The sequence below is a fragment of the Actinoplanes awajinensis subsp. mycoplanecinus genome (genome assembly GCF_001509495.1).
Classification (GTDB): Bacteria; Actinomycetota; Actinomycetes; order Mycobacteriales; family Micromonosporaceae; genus Actinoplanes; species Actinoplanes palleronii.
This window is the reverse complement of sequence record NZ_LLZH01000304.1, coordinates 42169-61076: the sequence shown is the minus strand read 5'-3', so window position 1 is coordinate 61076 and position 18908 is coordinate 42169. Positions and strand designations below refer to the sequence as shown.

Below are 18908 nucleotides of genomic sequence, written 5' to 3'. Positions count from 1 at the left end.
CCGCAGGCCAAACTACGGACGGGGACGAGCCCCCGCCCAATCCAAAGCAGCCCCCCCAAACACCAACAAAAAATCAGTAACCGCCACACTCACCACCGGCCGCCGCCCCGCCAGATACCCCAACGGCCCCGCCGGATCCACCCGCCACCCGGCACCGCTCATCCGCAATCCCCCACGCCCCCGCACCGGCGTCCGCTTCACCTGGCCCCCCAACGCCTGAGCCACCGTGAACCCCAGCGGAAACCGCCCCGGCACCTGCCGCTTCAGCCGGACCAGAGCCGACCCGATCGCCCCGCCCTCCGGCGTCGCGGCCGATGCGTCCACCAGGTCCTCATCCGCGTCGATCCGGAGCTCGGCGATCTCCTTCGGGATCCCCCAGAGCCGCCGCCCCCCTTCCCGGGACGCCACGCTGTCCACCCAGATGTCGGTGATGCTGACCCGCGGCCGGCCGCGCTCGTGGGTCAGCACCGCGCTGAGCAGTTCGCGGTAGTGCAGGACCCCGCCGGGCTGGTAGTGGACCCAGGCGGCGCCGACCGCGGCCCGGCCGCCGAACGACAACGGCCGCACCGTCGCGCCCAAGGTTTCGGGCAGCGGCGGCACGGCGCGCATCGGGATCAAAAAGACCGAGAGGTACATCTGTCCGCGCAAATGCCAGGGCTCAGGCGGGTACATCCCCCAACACTGACATCAATGTGTCAGGAGCGGAAGAACGCAGCAGGAGCGCTCAGTAGCGGAAGCGGGAGACCACGCTCTGCAGCTGGCTCGCCGTCGTGGTCAGTTCGTCGGCGGCCCGCCGGGTCTCGCCGACCGTGTCGGTGGTGCGCCGGGTCGCCTCGGACACCCCGGTGATGGTGTTGGCGATCTCGCCGGCACCGTGAGCCGCCTCGGTCAGGGTCCGGTTCATCTCCTGGGTGGTGGCGGTCTGCTCCTCGACCGCGGACGCGATGGTCAGCTGCAGGCCGTTGATCCGCTCGATGATCTCGCTGATCTCGGAGATCGCGCTGACCGCGCCGCTGGTGTCGGCCTGGATCGACTGCACCCGCCGGGAGATGTCCTCGGTCGCCTTGGCGGTCTCCTGGGCCAGGTCCTTGACCTCGCCGGCCACCACCGCGAAGCCCTTGCCGAGCTCGCCGGCCCGGGCAGCTTCGATGGTGGCGTTCAGGGCGAGCAGGTTGGTCTGCTCGGCGATGCTGGTGATCACCTTGACCACGGTGGCGATCTCGGCGGAGGACGCGCCGAGCCGGGCCACGATCGCGTTGGTGGCCGCGGCGGCCTGTACGGCCTGCACCACCACCTCGGTGGCCTCGGAGGTGGAGACGCTGATGTCGCGGATCGCGGAGCCCATCTCCTGGGCGCCGGCCGAGACGATCTGCAGGTTGCCGGAGACCGCTTCGGCCGCGAAGGAGACCGTGCCGGCCTGGCTGGAGGCTTCGTTGGCGGCCGCGTCGACCGCGCCGGAGACCGAGGTGAGCTGGGCCGCGGCGTGCTGCAGGGTGGACGCGCTGCCGGCCAGCTGCACGACGTCCTCGCGGAGGCGGGCGATGCCCCTGTCCATCGCGGCGGCCATCTGGCCGACCTCGTCCTGGCCGACGACCCCGGAGGTACGGGTCAGGTCACCGTCGGCGAGTCCCTCGGCGAGCCGGGCGACGCCGCGGACGTCGTGGCGGACCCGGCCGGCGACCCGGAAGCCGATCAGCAGGCTGAGCAGCACGCCGCCGGCGAGCACCCCGGCGATGGTCCAGCTGGCCCGGGAGGCGGAGGTGGCCGCGTCGCTGATCTGGTGCTCGGACAGTTCGCCGGCCCGCTTCTGCAGCGCGGACGCGTCGGTGCTGAGCGCGCCGTGCAGCTTGGTGTAGTCGATGAGCGCCTGGTCCAGCTCCGCCTTCGTGGCGGTCCGCCGGTCCTCGCCGAAGAACGCCAGGTAGGCCTTCCAGTCCGCCTGGGTCTGCGCGACCGTGGGGTCACCGGGCAGCGCGACGGCCAGCGCGGTCAGCGCGTCCTCGACGGCCTGCTGGTTGGCGGCCATCACCTTCTTGATCCCGTCGGCGAGGGTCGGGTAGAGCTGGATCGCCGAGCTGTTGCCGGAGAACGCCTCGACGTTCGTGCTGAAGCTGGCGACACCCTCCTCCACCTTGATCGCCTGCCGTTGGGCGGCGGCCGCGGTGGAGTTCAGGTCGTGGACCGTACTGATCGACAGACCACCCACGATCAGGCCGCCTACCGTGGCGGTGAGAGCCGCGGCACCGATCTTGGTCCGCAGCGATCGGTTGTCGAACGCGCCGCTCATGCCCATCGCCGCACCTTTTCCTCAGCATGTGGTTGACACCTGCTGAATCGGCGCGTTTCGGCCGGAGCTAAGAAACGTCGGCAAGCGCCTGGAAGATAAGGGCGGTCGAGGTGGCACCTGGGTCCTGATGTCCGATACTTCGTTCGCCCAGATACGAGGCCCGGCCTTTGCGGGCCTGCATCGGTGTGGTCGCCCCGGCACCGGCCGCGGCGGCCCGGGCGGCAGCGGCGGCCGCACCGGTCAGGCCGGCGCCACCGGCCACCGCCTGCTCGAAGGCGTCCGCGGCCGGGCCGTACGCGTCGACCATCGTCTTGTCGCCCGGCGCCGCCCCGCCCAGCTTGCGCACCGCCTCGAGTCCGGCGTGCAGCGCCGCCGCCAGGTCGGCCGGCTGCACCTCGGCGGTCGGTGGCAGCGCCTTGCCGGCCGCGCGCAGGGCGCTGCCGTAGATCGGGCCGGACGCGCCGCCCACCCGCGACATCAGCGTGGTCCCCGCCTTGATCAGCACGTCGGCGACGGTGTCCGGCGGGGTCTTCTCCAGGGCGGCGACCACGGCGGTGAAACCGCGGTTCAGGTTCACGCCGTGGTCGCCGTCGCCGATCGCGGCGTCGAGCCGGGTGAGCAGGTCGGCGTCGGCGGCGATCGCACCGGCGGCGGCCCGCATCCACTCGCGGGCGAGCGTGACGTCCACGGTCAGGCACCCCAGCGCAGTCCGGGGGTACGCACCGGCGCGTCCCAGAGGCGGATCATCTCGTCGGTGGCCTGGCAGAGGGTGAGTGACATCCCGGCCATGTCGAGGCTCGTCACGTAGTTGCCGACGAGCTGCCGGGCGATCGCCACGCCGCGCTCCTCGAGGTACGCCGAGGCCTCCCCGTAGATCAGGTACAGCTCGATCAGCGGTGTCCCGCCGAGCCCGTTGACCAGCAGCAGCACCGGCCCGGTGAACGTCTTGGCGTCCAGGATCGCGTCCAGCGCCGAGCGGACCAGTTCCTTGGCCGGGCGCAGCTTCTCGCGGCGGCGGCCGGGCTCGCCGTGGATGCCGACCCCGGCCTCGATCTCGTCGGCCGGCAGCTCGAACCCGGGACGGCCGGCGGCGGGGGTGGTACCGGAGGTCAGCGCGTACGCGAAGGAACCGGACGCGGCGTTGACCTCGCGCCCGATCGCGGCGACCTCGGCGAGTTTGCCGCCCTCCTCGGCGCGCGCCCCGGCGATCTTCTCGACCAGCAGGGTCGCGCCGGTGCCGCGGCGCCCGGCGGTCCAGGTCGAGTCCTCGACCGCGACGTCGTCGTCGACCAGCACGGTCTCGACGCTGATCCCCTCGTCGGTGGCGAGTTCCGCGGCGAGCTGGAAGTTCATCACGTCACCGGTGTAGTTCTTCACCACGTGCACGACGCCCGCGCCGCCGTCGACGGCCTTGGTCGCGGCCAGGATCTGGTCGGGCACCGGGGAGGTGAAGACCTCGCCGGGCACCGCGGCGTCGAGCATGCCCGGCCCGACGAACCCGCCGTGCAGCGGCTCGTGCCCGGACCCGCCGCCGGAGACCAGGCCCACCTTGCCGGCGCGTGGGGCGTCGGCCCGGACGATGTACTGCTCCTCGGTGTCCACCCGCAGCTCGGGGTGGGCGGCGGCGAGCCCGGCGAGGGACTGCGCCACGACGTCGGCGGGATCGTTGATGAATTTCTTCACGACGGTGCCTTCCGGTAGTCAGGCCATCACGTCATGCATCCTTCCCCCTACTAGCATCGAGATCCATGGGGCTTGTGGGAATCGTGCTGGTATCGCACTCCGAGCAGTTGGCGTCAGGTCTGCGGGACCTGCTGCGGCAGGTCGCGACGGACGAGGTGCGCATCGAACCGGCCGGCGGGACCGGCGACGGCGATCTGGGCACCAGTCCGGACCTCATCGCAGCGGCGATCGCCCGGGCCGACGACGGCGCCGGGGTGGTGATCCTGGCCGACCTGGGCAGCGCGGTGCTGACCACCCGCGCGGTCCTCGAGGACGCGCCGGGTCCGTTGCTGGTGGACGCGCCGTTCGTGGAGGGCGCGGTCGCGGCCGCGGTCACCGCGTCGGCCGGCGCCGACCTGGACACGGTCGCCGAGGCGGCCCGGGAGGCGCGTGATGTCGGAAAGTTCTGAGGTCGAGGTGGTCCTTCCGGCGGCGTTGCACGCCCGCCCGGCCGGCGAGGTGGTCCGGGCCGCGGCCCGCTTTGACAACACCATTTCGGTACGACATGAGGACCGATCCGCGCCCGCCCGCAGCGCGCTCAAGCTGATGTCGCTCGGCGCCGTCGCGGGTGCCACGGTGACGGTGGTCGCCACCGGCGCCGACGCCGTCGCGGCCGCCGACGCCGTCGCGGAGGTGCTACGCAGCGCCCAGTGATCGACACCTCCGAAACTTTCGGAGCCTGCCAACTGGCGATCCATGCACTGAACCGGTTGAGGTTTCCGGAACATGTCGGTAGCGTTTCGATCGGCTTCGATAGTTGTCGATGCTTCCAGATCCCCGACTGGAGCTCCCATGAGACGATCGCGCGCCATCCTCACCGTCCTCACCGCCGGCGCCGTCACCGCCGGCGCCGTGCTCGCCCTCTCCCCCTCAGCGAACGCGGCCACCACGCTCGGCTCGGCCGCCGCCGCGAAGAGCAAGTACTTCGGTACGGCCGTCGCCGCGTACAAGCTCAGCGACACGGTCTACGCCGGGATCCTGGACCGCGAGTTCACCATGGTCACCCCGGAGAACGAGATGAAGTGGGACGCCACCGAGCCGTCCCAGAACTCGTTCAGCTACAGCAGCGCGGACACCATCGTGGCCCGCGCCAAGGCGAACGGTCAGCGGGTCCGCGGCCACGCCCTGGCCTGGCACTCGCAGCAGCCCGGCTGGGCGTCGAGCCTGTCCGGCACCGCGCTGCGCAGCGCGATGGTCAACCACGTCACCGCGGTCGCCACCCACTACAAAGGTCAGATCTATGCGTGGGACGTGGTGAACGAGGCGTTCGCGGACGGCTCGACCGGCGCCCGGCGCGACTCGAACCTGCAGCGGACCGGCAACGACTGGATCGAGGTCGCGTTCAAGGCCGCGCGGGCCGCCGACCCGGCCGCCAAGCTCTGCTACAACGACTACAACACCGACGGCGTCAACGCGAAGAGCACCGCGGTCTACAACCTGGTCAAGGACTTCCAGGCCCGCGGGGTGCCGATCGACTGCGTCGGCTTCCAGTCGCACGTCAACTCGGCGTCGCCGCTGCCGAGTGACTATCAGGCCAACCTGCAGCGCTTCGCCGACCTGGGTGTCGAGGTGCAGATCACCGAGCTGGACATCGCCGGGTCGGGCACCGCGCAGGCCGACTCGTACGCCAAAGTGGTCCAGGCGTGTCTCGCGGTGAGCAAGTGCGCCGGGATCACCGTCTGGGGCATCCGGGACTCGGACTCGTGGCGGGCCTCGGACACCCCGCTGCTCTTCGACGGAAACGGCAACCCCAAGGCCGCGTACACGTCGGTGATCTCCGCGTTCGGCGCGACCACCTCCCCGAGCAGCCCCACCCCGTCGGCCAGCAGCTCCGCCCCGGGTGGCGGCGGCACGGCCGGCTGCACCGCGACGCTGTCCACGAACGCCTGGACCGGCGGCTTCGTCACCACCGTGACGGTCAAGGCCGGCACGACCGCGCTGACCGGCTGGCGGGTCGCGGTCACGCTGCCCACCGGTGCCGCGATCACCAACTCGTGGAGCAGCACCGCGTCCGGCTCCACCGGCGCGGTCACGTTCAGCAACGTGTCCTACAACGGCGCCGTCGCGGCCGGGGCGAGCACCAGTTTCGGGTTCCAGGGCACCGGGTCCGCCCCGTCCGGTACGCCTACCTGCACCAGCGCCTGACCGAGTCGACAGGGGCCGTCATCATGAGGAGATGAACTGGCGGCCCCTCCCTCTCGTCCCGCTGCTCCTGCTCGCCGGTTGCACCGACACCGGCGAGAAGGAGCCGGCGCCCGTTCCGGTGTGCTCGGGCGGGCAGGCCACCTTCGGCACGGTCACCTCCGGCAACCTGCTCACCGGGGTGACGCCGGTGCACGAGGCGACCGTCAAGAACCAGAAGTTCGACGACGTATATGAGGAGATCGCCACCCGCACGGCCGCGGTCCAGGCCGATGCCGGGGTGCCCGCCGCGGAGGTCTACCGGCAGTTCGCCGCGCAGGTCGGCGCCGAGAAGCCGCTCGTCGACCTCGGCACGGTGCACCATCCTTCTACCGGCGACTCGGGCAGCACGGACGCCGTCGGCCGGTTCGTGTCGATCGAGTGGATCCGGACCGTCGACGCCCCGTTCACCTGGACCTGCGGCGGCGCTACCAGCGCCGGCACGATCACGTCGTGGCGGGCCGGCGGCAATGGCGGCATCTTCAACTGCGACGAGAACCTCACGGGCGACACCGACGCCGACACCGAGATGTTCTTCCAGGCCCGCAAACTCCGCTGCCCGCCCGATTAAAGATCAGCGCTCCAGGATCGCGACCACGCCCTGGCCGCCGGCCGCGCAGATGGAGATCAGGCCGCGGCCGGAACCCTTCTCGGCGAGCAGCTTGGCCAGGGTCGCGACGATCCGGCCGCCGGTCGCGGCGAACGGGTGACCGGCCGCGAGCGAGGAGCCGTTGACGTTCAGCCTGGCGCGGTCGATCGTGCCGAGCGGCGCGTCCAGGCCCAGCTTCTCCTTGCAGAACTGCGGCGACTCCCAGGCGGCCAGAGTGGACAGCACCTGCGACGCGAACGCCTCGTGGATCTCGTAGTAGTCGAAGTCCTGCAGGGTCAGGCCGTTGCGGGCGAGCATCCGGGGCACCGCGTAGGCCGGCGCCATCAGCAGCCCCTCGTCGCCGTGCACGTAGTCGACCGCGGCGGCCTGCGAGTCGGCGAAGTAGGCGAGCACCGGCAGCGAGTGCGCGGCCGCCCACTCCTCGGAGGCCAGCAGCACGGTGGACGCGCCGTCGGTGAGCGGCGTCGAGTTGCCCGCCGTCATCGTGGCGCCCTCCTTGCCGTAGACCGGCTTGAGGCTCGCGAGCTTCTCCAGGCTGCTGTCCGCCCGCAGGTTCTGGTCGCGGGTCAGGCCCAGATAGGGCGTCATCAGATCGTCGAAGAAACCCTTGTCGTACGCGGCGGCCAGATGCCGGTGCGAGTCGAGGGCCAGCTCGTCCTGCGCCTGCCGCTCGATGTGCCAGGTCAGCGCGGTCTGCGCGGCGTGCTCACCCATCGACAGCCCGGTGCGCGGCTCGGCGTTGCGCGGGATCTCCGGCTGCAGCGCGTGCTGCGGGCGCAGCTTGGCGACCGCCTTGAGCCGGGCGCCGAGCGTCCTGGCCCGGTTCAGCTCCAGCAGCGCCTGCCGCATGTCCTCGTTCACCTGCAGCGGCGCGTCCGACGTGGTGTCCACACCACCGGCGACACCGGCCTCGATCTGCCCCAGCGCGATCTTGTTGGCGACCAGGATCGCCGCCTCCAGGCCGGTGCCGCAGGCCTGCTGGATGTCGTACGCCGGGGTCTGCGGGTCGAGGCGCGAGCCGAGCACGGTCTCCCGGGTCAGGTTGAAGTCGCGGGAGTGCTTGAGCACCGCGCCGGCGACGACCTCGCCCAGGCGCTCGCCGGCCAGCCCGAACCGGGCGATCAGCCCGTCCAGCGCGGCGGTCAGCATGTCCTGATTGCTGGCGGCGGCATACCTGCTGTTCGACCGGGCGAACGGGATACGGTTACCGCCCAGGACGGCGACGCGACGCACGGCAGGCACGGCGTTCCTCCAGATATCGAAGCTGAGTCATCCCATAGCAGGAAAGCTACTGACCGGTAGGGTACTCGCATGGCTGACAGGTACGCGAACTTCGCCAACTCCGGGCTGGGCCGGACCGTGGTCAAGCGACTCGGGCTGCCCGACCCGCCCCGGCTGCGACGGTACCGTCCGGGCGACCCGGTCGCGGACGGCCCGGTGCTGCTCGGCGCGGCGCCAGGTGGCCGGCTCGCCGAACCGGCCGGCAAGCTGCTGGAGAGCATCGGCGTGCAGGTCGTGGCGACCGCCGCCGAGGGTGCCCGGCACGCGGCGCTGGTCTTCGACGCCACCGGCATCGTGGACTCGACCCAGTTGCGGGCGCTGTTCGACTTCTTCCACCCGTACGCGAGAAGCCTGAACGTCTCCGGCCGGGTCATCGTGCTGGGCACCCCACCGGAAGCCACCGCCTCGGCGAAAGAGGCGACCGCGCAGCGGAGCCTGGAGGGTCTGACCCGCAGCATCGGCAAGGAGTTCGGCCGCGGCGTCACCAGCCAGCTGGTCTACGTGGCGCCCGGCGGCGAGCAGTCCGTCGAGTCGACGCTGCGGTTCCTGCTCAGCGGCCGCTCGGCCTACGTGTCCGGCCAGGTGATCCGGGTCGGCGCCGGGGCCGCGCCCGCACCGGCCGACTGGGCGAAACCCCTCGACGGCAAGCTCGCGCTGGTCACCGGCGCGGCCCGGGGCATCGGCGCGGCCATCGCGGCGGTGCTGGCCCGCGACGGCGCCGAGGTGATCGCGCTGGACGTGCCGGGCGCCGGCGACGCCCTGGCCGACGTGGCGAACAAGGCCCGCGGCCGGGCCCTGCAACTCGACCTGACCGCGGCCGACGCGCCGGAACGGCTGGCCGGCTACCTGGCCGCCGGGCCGCACGCCGGCATCGACATCGTGGTGCACAACGCCGGCATCACCCGGGACAAGACCATCGCGCGGATGGACGAGAGCCGCTGGGACTCGGTGATCGGCGTCAACCTGACCGCGCCGGAACGCGTCAACGACCTGCTCCTGGAGCGCGGGCTGATCAAGCCGGGCGGCCGGATCGTCGGTGTCGCGTCGATCGCCGGGATCGCCGGCAACCGCGGCCAGACCAACTACGCCACCAGCAAGGCCGGTGTGATCGGGCTGGTCCAGTCGACCGCCCCGCTGCTGGCCGGCAAGGACATCACGATCAACGCGGTGGCGCCCGGGTTCATCGAGACCGCGATGACCGCGAAGATGCCGCTCGGCCTGCGCGAGGCCGGCCGCCGGCTGAACAGCATGTCGCAGGGCGGCCTGCCGATCGACGTGGCCGAGACGATCGCCTGGTACGCGTCGCCGGGCTCCGCGACGATCAGCGGCACCGTGGTCCGGGTCTGCGGCCAGAGTCTGCTGGGGGCCTGACGTGGTCGCCGTCGTCGAACTGACCGGGGGCCCGGGCACCGGCGTGACGTACGCGCGGGCCGCGTTCGGCCTGCTGCCCGGCCGGCGCCGCGGCAGCGCCCTGCCGGACGTCGAACTGGTGCACCGCGGCGTCACCGTGGACCGCGCGCACCTGGCCCGCTACGACCGGGTCTGCGGCCTGCGGCTGACCGACGCGCTGCCCGCCACGTACCCGCACGTGCTGGCGTTCCCGCTGGCCATGCGGCTGATGTCGGCGGCCGACTTCCCGCTGCCGCTGATCGGCCTGGTGCACGTGACGAACCGGATCACGGTGCACCGGCCGATCGACGCGGGCAGCCGGCTCGACCTCACGGTCCGCGCGACCGATCTGCGCGAGCATCCGCGCGGCCGGCAGTTCGACATCGTCGCGACCGCGTCGGTGGACGGCTCGGTCGCCTGGCAGGGCGTGTCGACGTACCTCCGCAAGGAGTCCGCCTCCACCACCCCGGCTGCGGCCGGTCCGGATCCGCTGCCCGCCGGCGGCGCCCTCTGGCGACTGCCCACCCGCATCGGTACGGACTACGCCGCCGTCTCCGGTGACCGCAACCCGATCCACACGTCCCGGCTGGGCGCGAAGGTGTTCGGTTTCGCCCGCCCGATCGCGCACGGCATGTGGACGAAGGCGCGCTGCCTCGCGGCGCTGGAGGGCCGGTTGCCGGCGGCGTACACCGTGGACGTCGCGTTCAAGCAGCCGATCCTGCTGCCGTCCACGGTCCGCTTCACCTCCGCGGCGACCGGCGACGGCGTCGGCTTCGCGGTGCGGTCGAAGCGCCCGCACCTGACCGGCACGATCACCGCGCCGGTCAGCGGCGATACACCGCGCTGAGCACGATGACCGCGGTCACCAGCACCGGCAGGACCGCCGCCGCGTAGCGGAGGAACCGCACCGCGCGGCGCATGTGCTCGTAGCGGTAGCGGTGCTGCAGGATGCAGATCCACAGCTCGGCCTTGGCCGCCTCGGCCGCCCGGGGCCCGGTCTGACCGTCCACGACCGTGGAGAACTCGGCGAAGGAGCCGATGTCCCGGGCGGTCTGGGTGCTGTTGAAGACCGGGCTGCTGGGGATGGCACCCTTCTGCGCGAACATGGCGCTGCTGCCGCGCGGCGTGGTCAGCACGTCGGTCGCGTGGAAGATCGCGACCACCACCAGGACGACGCCGGTCAGCGCGATCACGCCGCAGAGGGCGTAGAAGGCGATCGGCACTGCGGCGAACCGGTCGCCCACCAGCTGCGTGATGGTCACCGCGAACGCCGCGGAGACCAGGCCGCTCGCGCTCAGCACGACGGCGGCCCGGCTGACCGTCGACGCGCGCAGCCGGTCGTACCGGTCCAGGTGCCAGCGCAGCAGGGTCAAGGTGTCGGCACCGGCAGCCGGTTCAGAGACGGGTTTCGATCGATATCCCACGCGAGCCCCCAGCTCCGGCGATTGTTTGATCACCGTGCGTGTGCTTCAGTGTCGGCAGGGCTTCATCATCGCAGGACGGTGCCGATCGACGTGAGCGACGACTCTGCCGGCAAACTGACCCCGCTCGAGACGTGGCGCGAAGCCCTGCCCAGGGACGTCTTCGCCGGATTGGTGCAGTGGGCGCGCGGCCAGCACTTCGACGTGCGGCTGCTGGGCTGGAACACCGACGGCCGGAGCGACTCCCACGTGGCCAGCGTGGCGCTCGAACGGGTGGCCGGCGGGACCTCGGGCGCCATCCTCAAGATCCTTCCGCCGGACCTGGCCCAGCGGGAGTCCCGTGCGGTGGGCATCGCGGCGGACGCCGGCCCCGCGGCGTTCGTCGACGCACACCTGACCCGCACCCTGCACGTCAGCGCCCTGCCCGGCGACAGCGGGCGATGGGTCCACCTGCAGGACGTCGCGCACGCGGGCACCGAGCAGCTGCGCGCGCTCTCCACGGTCACCGAGGACACCCGGTTGGGTGACTACTGCGCGGTGATCCTCACCGCGCTCGCCCGGGAGTGGAACACCCCGGAGAACGAGCCCCGCCACACCGACCACACCCCGGCCGACTTCCTCCGCAACGACCTCACCTCCCGGGTGTCCGACCTGCGCGCCTTCGCGGTGGGCCAGGGCTGGGACCGCGACGACCCGCCACCGGTCGTCCGTTTCCCCGACGACGGCGAACCCCTGACCAATCCGCTCCTCCTGCTCAGCGGCGACGACGGCCGGCCCGGCCGGGTGACCGTCTTCCGTGGACGCGGGCACGGCGATCTGCATCCCGGCAACATCATGGTTCCGGTCGTCCGGGACGGCGCCGACGCGAGCCGGTTCCGTCTGATCGACATCGGCCGGTTCAGCATCACCACACCGCTGTCCCGCGACCCGGCCAAGCTGCTGCTCGCCATCGCCGAGGGCTGGCTGGCCAACCTCAGCACGGACTCACCGGTGCGAACGGCCGTCGCCCAGCTGATCACCGACCCCCGCGGGTACCACGGCGCCGTCTCCACCGCGGGCTTCGTCGCCGTGGCCCGGCAGGTCTACGAGTCGGCAGCGCTCTGGGCCGCCGACCACCGATCGGTCGAGCGCTGGGAGCGGCAGCACCGCCTCGTGCTCGGCGCGTCGGCCCTGCGCACCGTGTCGCGGCCGGACGTCGCCGACCACCTCCGCTGGTGGAACCTCGAGGTGGCGGCGCGGGCGCTGGCGCCGTTCCTGCCCCCGCCGGGACACCGCGCTCCGGCCGTCACCCGGCGACCGGCGACCGCGGGGCACGCCGGGACGCCGGGGACACGGCCGTACCAGGCGCCACCGGCGACCGGCGACAGCCCGGAGGACGACCTGCACCGCCTGGCCAGCATCCTGCGGGAGGCGTTGACGGCCAAGGACGAACGGAAGCTGATCATCCTGGTCGGCGCGGGGATCACCGCGGCGCGAGTGCCCCGGGTGGCCCGGCTGACCACCTGGGCGCTGGACTTCGCCGACCGGGAACGCCTGACCCGCCCCCGGACCGACCCCAACGAGCCCCGATCGGTCAACCCCGGCGTCCAGCAGTCGCTGATCTCGAAGTACGTCGAGGCGCTGGACTTCATCCGCGAGGTCCGCGGCACGGACGGGCTGCGCGCCTTCCTGCAACAGGTGAGCCTGCAGGCCCACGACACCGGCAAGCCGCCCCCGCTGACCGGTGAGGCGATGCCGGACCCGGACTACCGGCAGCTCGAAGGCACGCCGGCGGGCTGGCAGAGCACCGAGGGCCTGACGTTGCTGGCCGGCCTGCTGCGTCAGCACGGCCGCAACGTCCACCCGTTCCTGCTCACCACGAACTTCGACCCGCTGCTGGAGGTGGCGCTGCGCCGGGCCGGGCTGGACCTCGGCCCCAGCCGCGCCGTCCGGGGACCCGGCGACCCGGTCACCGACCTCGGCGGCGGCACCGAACGCTGGACGGTCGTCCATCTGCACGGCACCCCGCACACCGGCTCGCTGCACTACCCGGCCGACATCGGGCAGCCCCACCGCCACCTCGAACGATGGCTGACCTCGATCCTGCGCGGCAACCGCCTGCTGGTGCTCGGCTACAGCGGCTGGGACGGCCTGATCCAGCGGACCCTGCACCAGCACTTCGGCCGAGGCGGCGAGGAGAAGTACGACCAGGGCGCCGAGGTGCTCTGGGGCGTCTACGAACCCCGGCCGGAACACCCGAACGTCGACCCGGAGCTCTCCGAGTTCTTCGGCCGGTACGACCAGCGCGGCGTGATGCCGTTCTACGGTGTCAGCGCGGACGACCTCTTCCGCATTCTCGGCGAGAAACTCAACAACAGGCGGCAGCCGCCGGCCGTCCACCCGACGTTCTACAGCACGGTGAAGCAGCTGAGTCAGCGCTATCAATTCGGCCACAGTCATGTCCGGCCGGAAACCGTACCGAATTTCGTGTTCTGGCCGCACCGTCTCCGCCATCCGCATCTCATCCACGGTGTGCACGCGCTGACCGCCGCGCTGCTCAGCAAGAGAAATGTGCCGATCGAACTGCACCTCGACGACACCGACATGACCACCCGGTATGCCGACGAACGCGCGGAGGAGTTCGCCGACGCGGTTTCCGGATGGTTCGAAAGGTGCGGCGCGCACGAGCCGCCACGCATATTCCGCATTCAGGAAATGCTGAAGTCGATCCCGGAGGCGGAGCTCTCGGCCCGGTTGTGGCGGCTGGGCACCGACCTGTTCTCCCGGGAGAACTCGGCGCTGGACGCGCTCCTGGCCACCAAGGTGGTCAAGGCGGACCGGGGCGCCACCATCGTCGACCACACCTCGGCCGCCAACCGGCTGCTCCGCCCGCTCTACACCTGGCTGGCCCTCGACCTGGCGCAGGAGCGGCACCGGCACCGCGATCGCCCGGTGGTCACGCTCGGCGGCGTCGACGAGCAGAAGATGTGGGACCTGTGGAGCGCGCGCCGGGACGTGGTGCCGATCGCCAGCATCTACGTGCCGCGCCTGCAGTCACCCGACAACCCCTGGGAGATCAACGAGCTCTGGCGGTACGGCACCTTCGGCCTGCACGATCTGGAGCGCCTGCTGGTGCGCTCGGCGGGCTCGTGGCAGACCGGCGCCCCGCTGCTCGAGTGGATCTTCAACGTCGCGAACCGGCTCACCGAGTTCGCCTCGGACGGCGCGGTGCCCGCGTTGCGCAACCCGGACGACACGACGATGTCCTGGCCGGCCTTCGCCGCGCAGCTCCATCAGATTCCCGAGGACTCGAGCAGGCGAATTGCCGAGATAATCGGTGCGTGGTTCTACCATGATGCTGCGACCATCCGATAGTCTGCCGCCTTCTGCCGACGTATCGCCACCTGCTGAGGAATCCTCATGACCGAACTTCTCGGCGTGCCCACCATGCGGCCCGAGGCGGGAAGCGACTCGTGGGACGCAAATGCTTTCAAGCTCAACAGTATTGACCTGTACATCACTTCGTTCTGCAACCGGAGGTGTACGTTCTGTTTCCTCTCGGACGCATTCCTGGACGGCCGGGAACGCATGCCGGTGGAAATGGTGCGATCCATTGTCGCCTGGGCCGAGCCGGCCGACGAGGTGACGATCCTGGGCGGTGAGCCGGCCCTGCACCCCGACTTCGCGGAGATCGTCGGGCTGGCGTCCGCCCGGCACCGGGTGCGTACCGTCACGAACGGCAGCCGCCGGTTCCGGGCCGCGCTCGCCGATCCCGCGGTCGCCGCGGCGCTGAGCCGGGTCGCGGTGTCCATCGACGCGCCGACCGACGAGTCGATGGACCGGCTGCGCGGGCGCGGCGCCTTCGCCGACGCGGTGGCCACCATCCGGCAACTCCAGGACGCCGGCATCCCGTACGACATCAACTGCACCGTCGTCCGCTCCTGCCTCGCCGAGTTCCCCGAGATGCTGGCCTTCGCCGAGCGGATGGGCGCGCAGCGGCTCAACGTCCACTGGTACTCGGCGGTCGGCCGGGGCCGGCTGCACGCCGCCGGGGAGGTGGTCAGCCCCGCCGACTGGCGCACCCAGGTGCTCGAGGTCGTCCGGCGGTACCGGCCACCCCGGCCGGACTACGTGGTCGACGTCGAGTTGAGCTACGCGTACGGGCTGCCCGGCGAGGACCGCGACTACTGCGCGGTACGGGACCGGGCGAATCTCCAGTTCCTGCCGAGCGGAGCGGTCTTCTCCTGCGGCCTGCTGGTGGAGAGCGAGAGCCGCAGCGCCTACGAGTGGCGGTCCGGCACGCTCTACTCCCGCGCCGGCGACACCGAGCTCTCCCGTGCCCACGACTGCACCGGCTGCCCGTTCCGGTCGAGTGACGACGGCTACACACCGCTGTGCATCTACAATCGGCTGATGTTATGACTCCATCGTGGCCGCTCACGCTGACGTCAGACTGACCATCTTCGATGCGTTCAACACCATCGTGCTTCCCCGCGCCGGGCAGCACGGCACTTTCGCCACCGGCCTGCAGCGGCGGGGCGTGCCACCGAGCACGCTCCCCGAGTTGCAGCGGCTCAGCGAGGGCCTGGTCCATCGGGACCCGTCCGCCTCCCGCTCGTCCTATCTGGCCTGGTGCGCGAACACCCTCGACGAGGTCGCCGCGCTCGGGGTGACCACCGGGTCGGCGCCGCTGATCGTCCCCGCGCTGGAGCAGCTGCACCCCGGCCGGATGGCGCCGCTGCCGGGCGTCATGGAGCTGCTCGCCGAGTTGCGCGACCGCGGCGTCAAGGTGGCGGTCTGCAGCAACTGGTCGTGGGACCTGGAGGACGACCTGGCCGACTGCGGGCTGCTCGACATGGTCGACGTCGTCGTGTCGTCGGCCCGGGCCGGCCTGCGCAAACCGCAACCGGAGATCTATCGGCGCGTGCTGGCGGCGGCCGGGGCGACCTCGCAGTCCGCGTTGTTCGTCGGCGACAGCCTCGCCGCCGACGTGCTCGGGCCGGCCAGCGCGGGGATCCGCGCGGTGCACCTGGTCCGCTCGCACCGGCCGAGCACCGCCCGGTTCCAGATCAAGGACATCGCCGACGTACGGCAGTTCACCGCGGTGCCCCGTCAGCGGCGCCGGCGCGACCACTGAGGCTCCGGTCCTCGACGACGGTGCCGGTGTCCGGGAGCCCGCGGGCGACGAACTGCTCGGTGCCGTCCGGGTGGTGCAGCACGTAGTCCCGGAACAGGATCGGCAGGCCGGTCGCGGCGAACGGGTCGAGCCGGTCCATGACCTGCAGGTGCACGTGCGGCTGGGTCGAGTTGCCGGAGTTGCCGCACCGGCCGATCGGCTGGCCGGCGGTCACCGTCTCGCCGGCCCGCACCGCGACCGTGCCGTTCCGGAGGTGCGCGACCACCAGGAACGACCCGCCGAGGTCGAGGATCACGTGGTTGCCGGCCAGCCCCCGCGCGCCCTGCCGGGCCCGGGAGAGCTGGGTGAGCGCGTACCGCATCCGGGCCACGGGTGAACGCCGGGCCACCAGGTCGGGCACACCGTCCTGAACGGCCGCCACCAGGCCGCCGGCCGGGGCGAGGATCTCCTGGCCGAAGGCGTAGAACCGGTCGACCGGCTCGGTCGCCACCGCGGTCCGCCAGTCCCGGACCGGTGCGGTCCGCCCGTCGCGCACCGCGACGAAGTCGATGGCGTGGCTCGACCCGAACGCGGTCGTGCCGTGACTGGGCACCCGGCGGGCCGGGCTGTTCTCCACGATCCAGGTGCCCCGGAACGGCAGCAGCAGGGGTGTCATGGTCTCCAGCATGCCGGGTCCGGACCGGACCGGCTGACCGCTCAGGTCCGGCGGGACGCTGTCGATCCTCATGGCCGTCACCAACCGCCCACCGCCGAGGGGATCAGCCGTGCCGGACAGTCAGCACACCGACGTGAGCACTCCGCTGGGTTACGCACCGCCCATGCCCGCCCCGGCGACCTACCCACCGGCCGGCTACGCCCAGCCCGGTTACGCCGAGGCCGTCCACGCCCAGCCCGGCTATCCACCGCAGACCGCCTACCCCCAGCCCGCCTACCCGCAGCCCGGCTATCCCCCGCAGGCCGGTTACGCCCAGCCCGGTTACGCCGAGGCCGTCCACGCGCAGCCCGGCTACCCGCCACAGACCGGTTATGCCCAGCCCGGCTACCCGCCGCAGCCCGGCTACCCGCAACAGTCCGGCTACCCGCAGCCCGGATACCCCGTCGCCGCCCCGCCGATGATGCCGGGCCAGCCCCAGGCCGGCCCCTACGGCTACGGCCCGCCGGTGATCGCCGGTCCGCGGCCGTCCGTCTGGCCGGTGGTCGTGCTCACGCTCCTGCTCGGCATCTTCGGCCTGATCTTCGCCTACCTGCGGGCCGGCAAGGCGCGCTCGATGGGCTTCTCCGAGCGCCCCTACTGGCAGGCCTGGGCGATCACCTTCGCCTGCTGGCTCGCCCTGGTGGTCGTTCTCTAGGCCGCGGGGCGGGGCAGCTCGCGGCCGACCACCTTGCCGGTGGCGTTGCGCGGCAGCGCCGCCAGGAAGACCACGTCCCGGGGCACGCTGAACCGGGCCCGGTGCTGCCGGACGTGCTCCCGGACCGCCTCCGGGTCGAGCGTCTCGCCGTCGCGCAGCACCAGATAGGCGGCCAGCCGCTGGCCGTACTCGTCGTCCGGCACGCCGATCACCGCCACCTCGCGCACCTGCGGCAGGTCGGCGAGCAGGTCCTCCACCTCGGCCGGGTGGACGTTCTCCCCACCGGAGACGATCATGTCGTCCTCGCGGCCGTCGACGAAGACCCGGCCGTCGGCGTCCAGGTGGCCCAGGTCGCCAGTGGCCAGCAGTCCACCGTGCATGGTGCGGGCGGACCCGTTGGTGTACCCCTCGAACAGCATCTCGTTGCCGACGAACAGCCGGCCCACCGCACCGGCCGGCACCGGCTCACCGTTCTCGCCGAGCACCGCGACCCTCGTGCCGTAGGGTGGCCTGCCCGCGGTGTGCGGCGCGGCCCGCAGGTCGGCCGGCGTCGCGATGGACGCCCAGGACGCCTCGGTCGAGCCGTAGAGGTTGTAGAGCACGTCGCCGTACCGGTCCATGAACCTGGTGGCCAGGCCGCCGGGCAGGGCCGAACCGCTGACCGCGACCACCCGCAACGCCGGTCGGCGCGCCGGCGGCGGCAGCTCCATCAGCTGCTGGACCATCACCGGCACCGCGATCATGCCGTGGCAGCCGTGCCGGTCCAGGTCGTCGAGGATCGCGGCCGGCTCGAACTTGCGGCGCAGCACGACGGTGGCGCGCAACGCGAGGGCGATCTGCAGGCCGGCGAAGCCCCAGGTGTGGAAGAGCGGCGCGGCGATCAGCACCCGGTCGCGGGCCCGCAACGGGATCCGGTCGATCACCGAGCAGAGCGGGCGGAATCCGCCGGGTGTCGGCCGCCGGGCCCCTTTCGGCACGCCGGTGGTTCCGGAGGTCAGCACGATGGTACGGCCGGGGCGCTCCGGCGGGTGCGTCACCGCCGCCGGGGCACCCGCGATCAGCTGCTCGAACCGCTCCTCGCCGATCTTCTCCACGCCGTCGACGAGCGCGACCCGCGGGGCGAACTCGTCGTCGAGGATCAGCGCCCGCAGACCCTGATCCTTCGCGACCGTGGCCAGCTGGTGCGGTGACAGGCCGGTGTTCATCAGCACCGGGTCGGCGCCCAGGGTGGTCACCCCGATCAGCGCCTCGATCATCCGGGCCGAGTTGCGGCACAGCAGGCCGACCCGCTCGCCCGGCGCCACGGGCAGGCTGCGGGCCAGGCGCTCCGCACGGTCCAGCAGTGTCTCGTACGAAATCTGCCGTTGATCGTCGATGATCGCGATCTGCTGCGGACTGCGCGCGGCGGCCTGGCGCAGCTCCCCGGCCAGGCCGAAGCCCCACCGGCCGAGGGCGGCGAACTGCCGGACGATCCGGGCCGGGTTGCCCGGGGTGAGCAGGCCGCGGCGCAGCATGGTGCCGCCGATGAAGAGCGCGTCCACGGTCGGCTCCC

Annotated in this window: 18 protein-coding genes; 10 read left to right on the top strand and 8 right to left on the bottom strand. The window is 72.0% G+C overall.

What is annotated here, in order from left to right:
- Window positions 1-12: 12 nt before the first annotated feature.
- The 4 genes from ADL15_RS56650 to dhaK form a co-directional block, all read right to left on the bottom strand.
- The gene (locus ADL15_RS56650) at window positions 13-672 is read right to left on the bottom strand and encodes an acetoacetate decarboxylase family protein (protein ID WP_067701545.1); all 660 of its coding nucleotides are present in this window, start codon (window positions 670-672) and stop codon (window positions 13-15) included.
- Window positions 673-724: 52 nt separating this feature from the next.
- Window positions 725-2293, bottom strand: coding sequence for a methyl-accepting chemotaxis protein (locus tag ADL15_RS37275; protein ID WP_067701542.1), 1569 nt, complete (start codon window positions 2291-2293; stop codon window positions 725-727).
- 61 nt (window positions 2294-2354) lie between these two features.
- Window positions 2355-2975, bottom strand: a complete 621-nt coding sequence (gene dhaL, locus ADL15_RS37270) for a dihydroxyacetone kinase subunit DhaL (protein WP_198171179.1) — start codon at window positions 2973-2975, stop codon at window positions 2355-2357.
- Window positions 2976-2977: 2 nt separating this feature from the next.
- Window positions 2978-3970 (bottom strand): dihydroxyacetone kinase subunit DhaK, encoded by a 993-nt coding sequence (gene dhaK, locus ADL15_RS37265; RefSeq protein WP_067701539.1) that lies wholly within the window; start codon window positions 3968-3970, stop codon window positions 2978-2980.
- 65 nt (window positions 3971-4035) lie between these two features.
- Here dhaK and dhaM point away from each other — a divergent pair, with 65 nt between their 5' ends.
- The 4 genes from dhaM to ADL15_RS37245 all read left to right on the top strand — a co-directional run bounded on the left by dhaM (window position 4036) and on the right by ADL15_RS37245 (window position 6761).
- Window positions 4036-4419 (top strand): dihydroxyacetone kinase phosphoryl donor subunit DhaM, encoded by a 384-nt coding sequence (gene dhaM, locus ADL15_RS37260; protein WP_067701536.1) that lies wholly within the window; start codon window positions 4036-4038, stop codon window positions 4417-4419.
- Entirely contained in the window at window positions 4403-4663 is a 261-nt protein-coding gene (locus tag ADL15_RS37255) for an HPr family phosphocarrier protein (RefSeq protein ID WP_067701533.1), read from the top strand. Before dhaM ends, ADL15_RS37255 begins: the two co-directional genes overlap by 17 nt.
- 138 nt (window positions 4664-4801) lie before the next feature.
- A complete protein-coding gene (locus ADL15_RS37250; protein WP_067701530.1) occupies window positions 4802-6154 on the top strand; it encodes an endo-1,4-beta-xylanase in 1353 nt (450 codons plus the stop codon).
- A 31-nt stretch (window positions 6155-6185) separates the two neighbouring features.
- Window positions 6186-6761, top strand: a complete 576-nt coding sequence (locus ADL15_RS37245) for a hypothetical protein (protein ID WP_067701528.1) — start codon at window positions 6186-6188, stop codon at window positions 6759-6761.
- Window positions 6762-6764: 3 nt separating this feature from the next.
- On the opposite strand, the gene ADL15_RS37240 is transcribed toward ADL15_RS37245, so the two are convergent.
- Window positions 6765-8042 (bottom strand): acetyl-CoA C-acetyltransferase, encoded by a 1278-nt coding sequence (locus ADL15_RS37240; protein ID WP_067701526.1) that lies wholly within the window; start codon window positions 8040-8042, stop codon window positions 6765-6767.
- Window positions 8043-8111: 69 nt separating this feature from the next.
- On the opposite strand from ADL15_RS37240, the gene ADL15_RS37235 reads away from it, so the two are divergent.
- The gene (locus tag ADL15_RS37235) at window positions 8112-9452 is read left to right on the top strand and encodes a 3-oxoacyl-ACP reductase (protein WP_067701524.1); all 1341 of its coding nucleotides are present in this window, start codon (window positions 8112-8114) and stop codon (window positions 9450-9452) included.
- Window position 9453: 1 nt separating this feature from the next.
- Entirely contained in the window at window positions 9454-10317 is an 864-nt protein-coding gene (locus tag ADL15_RS37230) for a MaoC family dehydratase (protein ID WP_067701522.1), read from the top strand.
- On the opposite strand, the gene ADL15_RS37225 is transcribed toward ADL15_RS37230, so the two are convergent.
- Window positions 10295-10843, bottom strand: coding sequence for a hypothetical protein (locus ADL15_RS37225; RefSeq protein ID WP_067701519.1), 549 nt, complete (start codon window positions 10841-10843; stop codon window positions 10295-10297). The genes ADL15_RS37230 and ADL15_RS37225 overlap by 23 nt on opposite strands.
- 141 nt (window positions 10844-10984) lie before the next feature.
- On the opposite strand from ADL15_RS37225, the gene ADL15_RS37220 reads away from it, so the two are divergent.
- Genes ADL15_RS37220 through ADL15_RS37210 form a run of 3 tightly spaced genes read left to right on the top strand, consistent with a single transcriptional unit; the run spans window position 10985 to window position 16007 of the window.
- Window positions 10985-14245 (top strand): SIR2 family protein, encoded by a 3261-nt coding sequence (locus tag ADL15_RS37220; RefSeq protein WP_157441834.1) that lies wholly within the window; start codon window positions 10985-10987, stop codon window positions 14243-14245.
- 45 nt (window positions 14246-14290) lie between these two features.
- Complete coding sequence (locus tag ADL15_RS37215) at window positions 14291-15292, top strand: radical SAM protein (RefSeq protein ID WP_067701514.1); 1002 nt, start codon at window positions 14291-14293, stop codon at window positions 15290-15292.
- Between the two features lie 7 nt (window positions 15293-15299).
- Window positions 15300-16007, top strand: coding sequence for an HAD family hydrolase (locus ADL15_RS37210; RefSeq protein WP_067701511.1), 708 nt, complete (start codon window positions 15300-15302; stop codon window positions 16005-16007).
- Here the strand turns inward: ADL15_RS37210 and ADL15_RS37205 are convergent.
- Complete coding sequence (locus ADL15_RS37205; RefSeq protein ID WP_232344780.1) at window positions 15967-16734, bottom strand: M23 family metallopeptidase; 768 nt, start codon at window positions 16732-16734, stop codon at window positions 15967-15969. The genes ADL15_RS37210 and ADL15_RS37205 overlap by 41 nt on opposite strands.
- Before the next feature lie 37 nt (window positions 16735-16771).
- On the opposite strand from ADL15_RS37205, the gene ADL15_RS56645 reads away from it, so the two are divergent.
- On the top strand, window positions 16772-17356 hold the full coding sequence (locus tag ADL15_RS56645) for a hypothetical protein (protein WP_067701508.1): 585 nt from the start codon (window positions 16772-16774) through the stop codon (window positions 17354-17356).
- Here the strand turns inward: ADL15_RS56645 and ADL15_RS37195 are convergent.
- The gene (locus ADL15_RS37195; RefSeq protein ID WP_067701506.1) at window positions 17353-18897 is read right to left on the bottom strand and encodes an AMP-binding protein; all 1545 of its coding nucleotides are present in this window, start codon (window positions 18895-18897) and stop codon (window positions 17353-17355) included. The two genes, ADL15_RS56645 and ADL15_RS37195, sit on opposite strands and share 4 nt — an antisense overlap.
- Window positions 18898-18908: the final 11 nt, after the last annotated feature.